The 11,509-nt window shown below is 52.5% G+C and carries 4 protein-coding genes; all 4 read right to left on the bottom strand.

Annotation, left to right across the window (positions count from 1 at the left end):
* A partial coding sequence (locus tag ACRRUX_RS20315) for a retention module-containing protein (protein WP_432534039.1) occupies positions 1-4,739 on the bottom strand: 4,739 nt, incomplete at its 3' end.
* A 428-nt stretch (positions 4,740-5,167) separates the two neighbouring features.
* Positions 5,168-5,773 carry an OmpA family protein gene (locus ACRRUX_RS20310; protein WP_432534037.1) on the bottom strand — a complete coding sequence of 202 codons (606 nt, stop codon included), beginning with the start codon at positions 5,771-5,773 and terminating at the stop codon, positions 5,168-5,170.
* Entirely contained in the window at positions 5,770-7,176 is a 1,407-nt protein-coding gene (locus ACRRUX_RS20305; protein ID WP_432534035.1) for a TolC family outer membrane protein, read from the bottom strand. Before ACRRUX_RS20305 ends, ACRRUX_RS20310 begins: the two co-directional genes overlap by 4 nt.
* Positions 7,177-7,248: 72 nt before the next feature.
* The coding region (locus tag ACRRUX_RS20300; RefSeq protein ID WP_432534033.1) for a VWA domain-containing protein at positions 7,249-11,509 on the bottom strand (4,261 nt) is incomplete at its 5' end.

Genomic DNA, 11,509 nt, shown 5'->3' with positions numbered 1-11,509 from the left:
GCCGGGGCACCTGTGCCGACGCCGTAATCGAGCAGCGCGTTATCACTGCCCTGTGCAGAATCACCTGCGGCATTGGTGATGGTCGCAGTCACTTCCAGCTGAGTACCATTGGCGGGCGGATCCATGCTGAGATCCAGACCATTGTCCAGCATCTCCTGAGTCACCGGGCCATTAAACAGCACATTGCCATCCTGATCGGTGACCACCAGAGTGTCACCCACCTGAGCATCATCTGCCAGAGTTACAGAAACAGCGATCTGGCCACCATTCAATTCAGCATCACTGATATAACCATCATTATTGGCATCGGTTTCCAGCACGACTGTTGGTGCCTGAGGCGCTGGCGTTTCGGTGTAGTTCAGCACTGCTGAATCACTGCCGGAGGCGGTGTTACCGGCCACGTCGGTGACGGTGGCAGTGATGATGAGGTTGGTGCCTGACGGAGGCACATTGGTCACCAGGCTCAAGCCAGCATCAAGCATAGCCTGAGTGACTACACCTTCATAAATGGTATTGCCATCCTGATCAGTCACCACCAAGTGGTCACCGACTACGGTGCCGGCACCCAGGGTGACCGAAAGATTGATTTGTCCGCTGAGCTCGTCGTTATCAATGGTGCCATCGTTGTTGGCATCTTCAGTGATCACCACAACAGGTGCCGCCGGAGCACCTACACCTGAGCCATAGTCCATCACGGCAGAATCACTGCCGGACGCAGTATTGCCGGCAACATCTGTCACTGTGGCAGTCAGTTGCAGCGTTGTGCCGGAAGCAGGCGCATCCACTGTCAGCGACAGGCCTTTGTCCAGCATCTCCTGCGTAATAACGGCGCTGTAGACGACATTGCCATCCTGATCGGTCACGCTGATAGTGTCACCAACAGTGGTCCCCGCACCTAAAGTGATGCTGTAATTGATTTGACCCGACAGTTCGGCATCATTGATATATCCATCATTATTACTGTCTTCGGTGATGGTTAAGATCGGCGCCGCAGGCGCTGAGTTGCCGTAATCCAGCGTGGCGCTGTCACTGCCTGTGACACTGTTACCGGCGGGGTCGGTGACGGTTGCTGTGATAGACAGATCTGTGCCAGTTGGTGGCGGTGTGATCGACAAGGACAGGCCGTTATCCAGCATGTCCTGAGTAACCGGACCGGAATAGAGTACAGTGCCATCCTGATCCGTCACTGTAATGTTGTCACCAACCTGAGTACCACTGCCCAAGGTGATGTTGATGTCAATTTGAGTGCCAACTTCATTCTGATTGATGTAACCATCATTGTTGGCATCGTTAACTATGGTCACCACAGGACTTGCAGGACTGCCGCTGCCGGAGCCGTAATCCAGTACTGCAGAGTCACTGCCTGATGCGTTGTTGCCAGCAGCATCAGTAACCGTTGCCGTGATAATAAGCTCAGTGCCGGAAGTCGGTGGGTCGATAACCAATGGCAGGCCATTATCCAGCATGCTCTGGGTAACCGGACCACTGAACAGCACGGTGCCGTCCTGGTCGGTGATGGTCAGGGTATCGCCCAACGCAGTGCCCGCGCCCAGCGTCACCTGATAGTTAATCTGACCGTTAAGCTCGGCATCATTGATGTAGCCGTCGTTGTTGGCATCCTCGGTAATCACCACAGTCGGTGCGGCCGGGGCGCCTGAGCCGACACCATAATCCAGTAACGCATTGTCACTGCCGGAAGCGGTATTGCCGGACGGGGTGGTGACGGTCGCCGTCACCACCAGATTGGTACCGCTGGCAGGTGGGTCGATGGCCAGCTGCAGCCCATTGTCCAGCATGGCCTGGGTGACGGTGCCGCTATACAGCACATTGCCATCCTGATCGGTGATGACCAGGGTGTCGCCCACGTCGGTGCCGCTGCCCAGGGTGATACTGATGTCCACCTGACCGGAGAGCTCGCCGTCATTGATATAACCATCGTTGTTGGCATCTTCGGTGATGACCACAGTCGGGGCGGAAGGTGACGGTGGGTTGCCGCTGTAATCCAGCAGCGCACTGTCGCTGCCGGAGGCACTGTTGCCCGCCACATCGGTGACTGTGGCGCTGACGGTCAGCGTGGTGCCGGACGCCGGTGCATCAACCACCAGTGACAAGCCGTTATCCAGCATATCCTGAGTCACAGGTCCGGCATAAAGTACTGTGCCATTTTGATCTGTCACTTCAACGGTATCGCCCACGGCCGTACCACTGCCCAGGGTGACGCTGATATTGATTTGGCCGTTTAACTCGGCGTCATTGATGATGCCGTCGTTGTTGGCATCTTCGGTAATGACCACGGTCGGCGCAGAAGGTGCACTGGCACCATAGTCCAGTGTGACACTATCACTGCCCTGGGCACTGTTGCCCGCTGGGTCAGTCACTGTTGTTGTGACCACCAGATCTGTGCCCGGAGCCGGAGTTGGAAGGCTGACATCCAGACCATTATCCAGCATGTCCTGAGTGATTGGTCCGGAGAAGATGACATTGCCGTCCTGATCCGTGACAGTCACCGTATCGCCGACTTCAGTGCCAGGACCGAAGTTGATCTCCACGTTGACTTCGCCGTCGACTTCATCATTATTCAGATAGCCATCATTGTTGGCATCATCAACAATGGTGACAGTGGGAGCACTGGGGGCTCCCACACCAGAACCATAGTCGAGTGTCGCGCTGTCACTGCCGCTGGCGCTGTTGCCCGCCGGATCTGTCACAGTGGCGGTAACCGTCAGCGTAGTTCCGCTTGGTGGTGGATCCATTGTTAGATGCAGGCCATTGTCCAGCATATCCTGGGTGACAGGTCCCTGAAACAGTAGGTTACCGTCCTGATCTGTTACCAGTACGGTATCACCCACATTGGTGGCAGATCCCAGGGTGATCGTGAGATTGATCTGGCCATCCAGCTCTCCGTCATTGATATAGCCATCATTGTTGGCATCATCTTCAATAACAACGATCGGGCTGTCCGGTGTCTGAGGATTTACACCGACGATAATGGCAGCATCACTGCCTGACGCTGTATTGCCGGCAGGATCTGTCACTGTGGCAGTGATTTGCAGCTGAGTATTGTTGGCCGGAGCTGGGACGGACAATGACAGGCCGTTGTCCAGCATGTCCTGAGTGACTGTCCCGGAGAAGACAATATTACCAGCTTGATCAACCACTTCTATGGTATCGCCAACCGCGGTGCCGGCTCCCAAAGTGACTGTGAAATTAACCGGACCGTCCAGCTCGCTGTTGTTGATATAACCGTCGTTGTTGGCATCTTCGGTAATCACTACCACAGGTGATGCCGGCGCTCCTGAGCCATAATCCAATGTCGCACTGTCTGAGCCGGTTGCCGTATTTCCAGCAGGGTCGGTGACGGTAACAACGATTTCCAATGTCGTGCCGGTTGGCGGCGGATCGATAGCGATCTGCAGGCCATTATCCAGCATGTCCTGAGTGACAGGACCGGTATAGATGATGTTGCCATCCTGATCGGTGACGACTACGTGGTCACCGACTTCTGTTCCGCCGCCGAATGTAATGGAAATGCTGACCTGTCCATCCAGCTCACCGTCATTGATATAGCCGTCGTTGTTGGCATCAGAGTCGATAACGACAGTGGGGGCTGTCGGGGCGCTGCTGCCATAGTCCAGGGTGGCGCTGTCACTGCCAGTGGCAACATTGCCAACAGGATCGGTCACGGTTGCGGTGACAGACAGCTGAGTGCCGGTTGGCGGAGGTGTAATATTCAATGTCAGGCCGTTGGCCAGCATCGCCTCTGTGACCGGGCCGGAGAACAGTACATTGCCGGCCTGATCTGTCACTACCAGATTGTCACCAGCACGGGTGGTGTCATTGCCAAAAGTCACCAGGATCTGAATGTCGCCATCAAGCTCTTCGGCATTGATGAAACCATCGTTATTGGCATCTTCCAGTATCGACACCGCGACAGTTGGCTCAGTGGTATCGACTACACCGGTAAAGTCACCGGTACCTGTGTTGTTATCCGGATCTGTTACTGTCCCCACGACTGTGTAAGGACCTTCCGGGATAGGTGAGGGAACCTCGACAGCAAAATTGCCATCCGGGCCAACGATGGCCGTAACGGTTTGCTGATTACCGGCTGAGTCAGTAATTACCAGAGTCACAATACTGCCGGGAACTGCATTTGAGCTGCCGGTGATCAGTGGGGTGGTGTCGCCGGTGACCGCCTCAGTCGTAAAAGTCAGGGTCAGTTCTGCACGAACAATGGAAGAGAGGCCTGTGTCTTCGGTGCGAATATCTCCGGAGGATGCCAGACCGGCGGTATCATAACCGGCTTTTGCCAACACTTCATCGCCGTTGCGGTCAATGACCACAAAGCCATTGTTGCCCTGGCTTGTCTGACCGGCCTGAGTTTCCGGCAGCTCTTCCGTCGGATCGGCACCTTCCTCGATTTGCTGCTGTATGGCATCGATTTCGTTCTGCAAAGCCACGTCATCCACGGTCTCAGCCTGAGCCGGTGGAGTCACTTCAGTGGCTTCTTCCTCTTCCTCTGCAAAAATGGCTGCAGCTGGCAGATCGACATTCAGCTCTGAGATGTGAGTACCGTCATCCAACAACAGCACAAATCGCGTGTTGTCGGCAATATGGAGAATTGTTCCAGCATCAACCTTCTCACCAGCAGTAAGTGATTGTTCTGATGTAGCATTCTCTATGATGATTTTTCCATCAATGTACTTCAGTAAACCGGCTTTAGGAGTGGTATATGTTCCCATGTGGACAGTCCTCAACAGGCTAAGCTATCCGAGTCAGAGTAATCTGTGTGCAGTTTGACCCAACAAGGCAGTGTAAAATGTTAATTAATAAAAAGAGTATAGATGTTAAAGCTGTGTGGGATTTGCGTCAAACTTTAGCGTGACATAACACTGCGAAAAATGCTGAAAAAAGTAATAAAAACGCCATAAATCACCTTACACAGATAAGCTGACTATTTGTAAGGTCTTGATGTGAATGTTGATACTTCTTGGTGTAAAGTTGTGGCACGCGATTAACGTTACTCATCCGACCTGTTAGAGAGGGCGAAATTTACAGGTCTGACGGGACTGAAAAGAGCAAATACTCTGGGAATACTGCTGATTGTTGAGGTGGTTGCGAAGCGACCTGGGGAAAAGAAAAGGCAGGTAAAAAACCTGCCTTTTGCGGATTACAGTCGATTTAACTCATCGACCGTATAAATATGCCATTTCATGTCAGCAGTGGTGTCTTCACCTACCACTTCGGCGATCACCCGGCGATTGCGGTTGTGGGCATCCTGGGTGTCTGACGGATCGACCGGACGATCGAAACTGTAGCCGACTGCTCTGAGTCGATCGTTGCTGATCCCATAACGATCTGCCAGCAATGCGGTAATTGCATTGGCGCGATTTTGCGACAGGGCCAGATTGTGCTCGTATGAACCAACTTTGCTGCAGTGACCTTCAATGGTAACCCGGGTGTTCGGATACTGACGCATGAATTGTGCCAGCTCCTCGACCTGTCCATAGTATCGCGGGTCAAGGTAGTAGGAATCATTGGCGAACAGCACTTTCAGTTCACGGCGTTCATTGATGGGTTTTATCTGGCCGCAGCCATAATTGTCAATGCTGGCACCCTGCAGGGTTTCATCACAACGCTCACGGGCTTCAATTACCCCATCCTGATCCAGATCCCGCAGATCGTTGGCCTGATTGGTGGTGCCGTCCATAGTGACAATATTGCTCGAACAAGCGCTCAGTAACAGTGCCGCAACGGCAATGCTCAATGGTTTCATTTAAATGCCCCTCCTTCATATTCAGCTTCGCCGCTCCACGCTTCCGGACGGCTGACCCGCATTGAGTTCAGCAGTTGGCCGGTGGCATTCAGAACACGATATTGCGCCAGCAGTTCATCGAACTCGGCTCTCAGATAGTCCTTTCTGGCTTCAAACAATTCATTTTCAGTATCCAGCAGATCCAACAGCGATCGCTGTCCCAGATTGAATTGCTGGGCATAGGCTACCTGAGTTTCTTTGGCTGCAACAACATGTTCACGTATGAATAGTTTTTGTTCTGGCAGCAGTTCATAGGCATTCCAGGCAAGGCTGGCACCTTCGTTGATTTGTCGGTGGGCCCGCTCGCGGATCTCTTTGGCCTCGGCAATCTTGTATGAGGTTTCCCGGTGCTTGGCAGCATCACCACCGCCGCTGAACAGGTTATAACGCATCCGTACCATGGCTTGCAGATCGTTACTGTGGCCGCCCACATCGCTGCTAAAACTGCGGCCATTCTCGCCATTCAGATCGTTATTCCAGTTGCCTGAAAGCTCGATGTTGATAGTGGGATAGAAAGAGGATTTTGCCGCGGCCTGTTCACTCTGGGCCGCCTCAATATCCTGACTGGCAGACTTGAGCACCGGGTGGTTTTCTCCGGCTAACAGCAGGGTTTGGTCCAATGATGCCGGCAACATATCGGCATCAGCTACCGGAACAATGACGTCTTTTGGCATTTGTCCGGTGACATTCTTGTATTCCGAAATGGTGTCATACAGATTGTTGCGGGCGGCAATAACATTGGCATTGGCTCTGGCCAGGCGTCCTGAGATCTGTGACAGATCGGCAGACGATCCCAGCCCGGAATCGGTGCGCTGTTTGATCTGGCCGTAGATATCCTTGTGGGTTTGCAGGTTCTTTTCTGCCAGCGTCAACACCTGTTCTGCCTGGATATAGGCCAGATAAACCCGGGCGACATCGAGCGCCATATCTTCTGCGGCGGCGGCGAGATTCCATTGCTCTGCGGTGGCTTCGAAGGTAGCGCGATCAACTTCACTGCTGGTCAGGAAGCCATCGAACAGCATCTGACGAATGCTGATACCGGCTTCGCCTCGCTTGAGTTCGGTATCACGATCATCGACCGTTGGACCATTTAAAGGATTTCGTCGGGTGCTCGGGCTGTTGGTGTTTTCGAGGCCCCAGCCTGCGTTGAGCTCGACATTTGGCAGGTAACCGGCAAACGCCTGATCTATCTGAGCCTCTCTGGCTTTAAAGCGATTAAAGACTATGCGCAGTTCGGGGTGAGTATCCAAGGTCTGGGCAACTGCCTGTTCCAGCGTATCGGCGCTGCTGCCAAAGGGCAAAAGTGCCGTTGCTACCGCCAAGGCAGTTCCTGTGACTTTGGCCAGATGCTTGAGTGTGTTCATGGTCTTCTCCCTGAAGGACCGTTACAGTGAGGTTGGAGCGCTGGCCTGGGCCAGATGCTCCTCAGTAAGTCATTAAGGAATGACTTTGATATTCAACTCGTCTATTAAGCTGTCCAGCGGCGACATGTCGCTGTGCTGAGGTGAATCCGTGGTGCTGACCAGAGTTTGCGGTTCTGCGGTACTCTGGAACAGACCGTTGGTGACATCCTCTTTGGAGAGAACAACACCATCCAGAATAATGACCTGGTCAATCTGGCTGTCACCATCAGCGTCAATTTCGATAATGGTCGAGCCATTCTGGGTTTTGATGGAAAGCAGATCATCGAGTGATTTATCCGTTGGGATTTGCAAAAGGTCACTGATGTCCAGAGTGTCGACACCTTTTTCGAAACCAAAGATAGTATCGGTTCCGGTATCGCCACGTTGCCATACGAAGGTGTCAGCGCCTGAGCCACCGGACATGTTGTCATCCCCAAGGCCGCCGATGAGCACGTCATCACCGGTGCCGCCAATCAGAGTGTCATTGCCACTGCCGCCGTACAGCTTGTCGTTGCCACTGCCGCCATAGAGCTTGTCGTTGCCTTCGCCACCGTCAAGCAGGTCGTTACCTTCCTGTCCATACAGGATGTCATTGCCTGAGCCGCCAAGCAGGATATCAGCCTGACCATTGACACCGGACTTATCAAAAAAGTCTGAATGTTCGTTGATATACCGGTGAACCTGAGCATCGCTGACGTCTGTTACTCCCAGTTCTCTGGCGACATAGTTTTTGATGGCGGCGTAACCCTGACCGTCAATGCCATTGATATGGACCGCGTCACCAAAGATGATGTCATCACCAGCGCTGCCGTTGAATCGGTCAGCACCTGGAATCATATTGACTTCACTGCCAAGAATGGCGTCGGCCAGCGCATCACTGCTGATGTTGGTTTGGACGTTACCATTGGAGTCGAAAGGCAGCAGATCTTCAGCGTTGAGGCTGCCGCCAATGCCGATGGCTTCAACTGTGACGCCTTGGGCGAGCAGAAGAGCAAAGCCTTGCTTGGCATTGTTGGTTGCACTGGAGCTTCCATCATCAAAGCGCACAACCTCATATCCCCCTCGTCCATCTGCACGAAGGTAGCCGATTGATACGCGGTTTCCGCCCTGGTAACGGTAAACTTCGCCGTTCTCATCAATGATGGTTTTTCCTTCGTGCTTATACACCCGGCCAAATTGATAGCCGCTGATATCAAACAGCTCTGACAAGGTTTTATCATTTTGGTTGCCGAACAGATCCCAAACTATTGGGTCTGCGACTTCGTCAGTATTATATTCGTTGGCTTTACCATCCGTGATGAAGTAGGCAAGGTTGGTCGCGCCATTGCTGCCCATCTGATTAAACCAGTTTGCTGTGGTTTTAAAGACGTCTTCGTAGTTTGTACGTCCACCAGATGTCATATCAGCAAGTCCACCGGAGAGATTGTCTTCGGTACTGCCAAGCAAAGTCGCTAATGCATTGGGATCGCTCAGATCAACCGATACCCAACCTCTGGACAAACCGTCGAAATCTATCAGGAACACGTTCACTGTGCCGCTGCCATCTTTTGTTGCGGTCGCAATTAACGTCTCGAAGACTTCAGTGAGCTGCGCTTTGATGTTGTTCAGTGCGTTAGAACCAATACTGCCCGAACTGTCCACCATAAAGGCGATGTTGTAGTCCTGTCCCGGAGTGATGATGCTGCCATCAATATCTCCCACCACAATATCGTGCTGACCACCAAAGGATTCGTCCTGATCGCCGGCGCGCCCTTCGGTACTCTTGAAGTCATCCAGACGGATTGTATCTTCACCTGTTGCGGTATTGCTGCCGCCGGTATCTTTTTCGACTGAAGTGGCGGACACCACCAAATCAACCTGGCCGGATGCTTCACTGGGTACCTTAATCGTGAGGTTGGTTAGCGAGACATCAAGGTCGTCGCTGTCCCAAAGGCCGCGTGATCCGGCATCGTAACTCAGCAAAATTTTGCCATCGGCACCGGCAGTGCCCAGCAATTGGTTGCCGGCATATACTTCGGTACCCTGTGGCAAGCCACTCAGCTCAATGGAGTCAAGTTGTTCACTGCCATCACGATCTGACAGGGATATATGAATTTCAGCCGGATATTCCACCCAGTTGCCAACGGCAGTGCTGTTGGCCGTCAGCAGCACATCGACCAGCGGCTTATCGGCAATCGGTGCCACTTCAATGGTCAGCTGGGCCTGCTCGCCTGTATTGGTTACATAGGTGACTGGCGGAAGCTTACCGCTCCAGTTTTTAACTGGGTCAAAGTTGTAATATCCGCTTGCGTCTACCTGCAGCACCCCTTCCGCTAACTGAATTGACTGACCCGGAGCATATTCTACCCCGTCAATAATCAACTTCGAGATGGAGAGAATAAAGTCAGGATCCACATCGTTTGTGAGCACATTGCCACTGACAACTTCGTCCTCATCGGTCCGGGAAATTTCATTTTCCATGGAAACAAATTCGGAAACATTGACTGTCAAATTGGCACTTGCAGTATTACCGGCTGCATCTGCAGCGATGACTTCGATACCGGAAACTGAAATGTTTGACACATCAATGTTATGCAGCATGTTGCCAAGCAATTCGACCTTGGCAACTACGCTGCCCTGGTTGCCTGCGGTAATTTCATTGCCGCTCAGGGTGATTTTAATAACATCTTTGCCATTGGGCATCTTGCCAATCAGGCTGTTATCTTCGCCTATGTGCCAGACGATAGATTTCGGGAATTCAGGAGTTGTTTGAATACCCGTGACTTCGATGGCCTCGGTACTGCCAAAGGCGAAAGACTTGATGTTGGCAGAACCGGCCTGGAACATTAACGAAGTGGATTCGTTTTCAGGCTGGCCATTCGCCAGGTCAGCCTCATCCAGGTTGGCAAAGCCCTGTTTGGTGATGGCTGACAGCGCTGATTGTGGAACGCCCAGATGAATATTCAGGTTATCAGAGCTTGTATCCTGATCGCCGTCAGTCACATCAACCACAAACTCCAAATCCACAGGCACAGTTGAACTGACAATCTCCTGTGCAGTCGTGCCGGTTAACTGGAACTTGGAATCCGTACTGGTACTGGCAGAAAGCTCAATATAGGCGATTTCGCCAATCCCGCTGATCACCTGATTGGGACCGATGTTACCTTCTGCCAGCAGCTGGCCATTGGCGTCAAAGGCCTTGTAGTGAATCACATTGGGATCACCGTTACCCACGTCGAAGTTGAAGCTCGCGCTGGCAACTGTCTTGGTGTAATCCACAACAAGCACTTTGCCATCGGATACCCATGGGTTAGCCACACCAAAACCGTTGGCGGTTCCGTTGACTTCAGCATAGTTACCGTTTGCGTCCTTGCCGGTAAGGGTAAATACAACGGTTTCATTGGCTGGAATGTCTTTGGGATCATTATAAATTTTATATTGATCGCCATTTCCGGTGATGTATACAGAGCCGCTGATGCCACCCTGACCACCGACCAGTTTGCCAATGTCTACCTGACTGAGTTTATCTATCGTGCTAACCACTTCAAACTCATACTTGTCAGTGGCTGCATCGGTAGTCAATGTGAAGACCACCTTGTGAGCCCCATTGGTCGGATCGAACGCTGTGACTGTACCTTCGGAAGAGATATAGCCCACCAATACGTCAGGATTTTCAGGGTCGACATAGTAGTAAATCGTCAGGCCTCCGGAAGTCAGTTCTGAGGCTGCAAAGGTATTGGTTGCAGACCAATTGGTGACGTTGCCGGTAAGGCTGGCGGTGAAATTGTTGTCGGCACCCTGAATATTCAGGTCGCCCTCATAGGTACCAACTTGATTGATGCCATCTGTCAGGTCGTCGGGATTCAGCGTTACTACATCATCGACGATATTGATGTCCAAACTGCCGGTTGCCGGACTGCCGTCCACATCTTTGATGACAACTTCGAAGCGGTCTGTATAACCCTGACCGTTGGCATTGGCCTGGCTGTCATTATCGACAGCGTTGTTCAGCACATAGGTATAACTCAACGTACCGCCACTTGCTGTACCGGTAAATCCAGTCAAAGTCAGCGTGCCATAGGGCGTGCTGATGGTAACCGGAGCATCACCTGGCAGCGCCTGAAGATCCGCGAGTGTATAAACCTGACTGCCGATCTGAACGGTACTCAGACCATCAGCACAAATGAAACTGAAACTCCCTGACTGAGACAGGGCTGTTGCGTCAGGGTTGTTGCCTGCGGCCAGATTGGCTTCCAGAACCGTACCCTCAGAGCCTTCAAGGCCGACAAGGGTAACGCCGTCATCTTTGGGCTCA

This window comes from Shewanella sp. GXUN23E (genome assembly GCF_050865035.1).
Classification (GTDB): domain Bacteria; phylum Pseudomonadota; class Gammaproteobacteria; order Enterobacterales; family Shewanellaceae; genus Shewanella.
The sequence above is the reverse complement of the archived record's forward strand: the minus strand, read 5'-3'. Positions and strand labels throughout refer to the sequence as shown.